The 297-nt window shown below is 65.3% G+C and carries 1 protein-coding gene; it reads left to right on the top strand.

The annotated features are described in order from the left end of the window. Nucleotides 1-222 (top strand): hypothetical protein (locus E0702_RS16665; protein WP_205742008.1); only part of this gene is annotated, 222 nt, incomplete at its 5' end. Nucleotides 223-297 lie beyond the last annotated feature (75 nt).

Below are 297 nucleotides of genomic sequence, written 5' to 3'. Positions count from 1 at the left end.
TCGGACGATTATCAGGTTGCACGCCGATTGCTCGACCTGATCGTGGTGGGCAGACGGACGCAAGCGGCCTTTGCCCGTTTTCTGCGTCTCTTGGGCGCCAAGCATGCTGAGGCCGCGCTGGCAACCGAGGCGGCGCTTGCCTCGATCCGGGGTGTGAGCGATCCGATCTGCACAGCGCGGTGGGTGGTCGCCAACGCGCCGGAGAAACTTGCCGGAAGCTGAGGGGGTCGCGCGAAGTGCCAGACACTGTTCCGCAAGGTGCGCAACTGGCCAAGCTGCAACGCTGGTTCCCCCCGT

Origin of the sequence: Halomonas marinisediminis, assembly GCF_004347715.1 — a bacterium.
In the GTDB taxonomy this organism is placed as follows: domain Bacteria; phylum Pseudomonadota; class Gammaproteobacteria; order Pseudomonadales; family Halomonadaceae; genus Halomonas; species Halomonas icarae.
The sequence above is the reverse complement of the archived record's forward strand: the minus strand, read 5'-3'. Positions and strand labels throughout refer to the sequence as shown.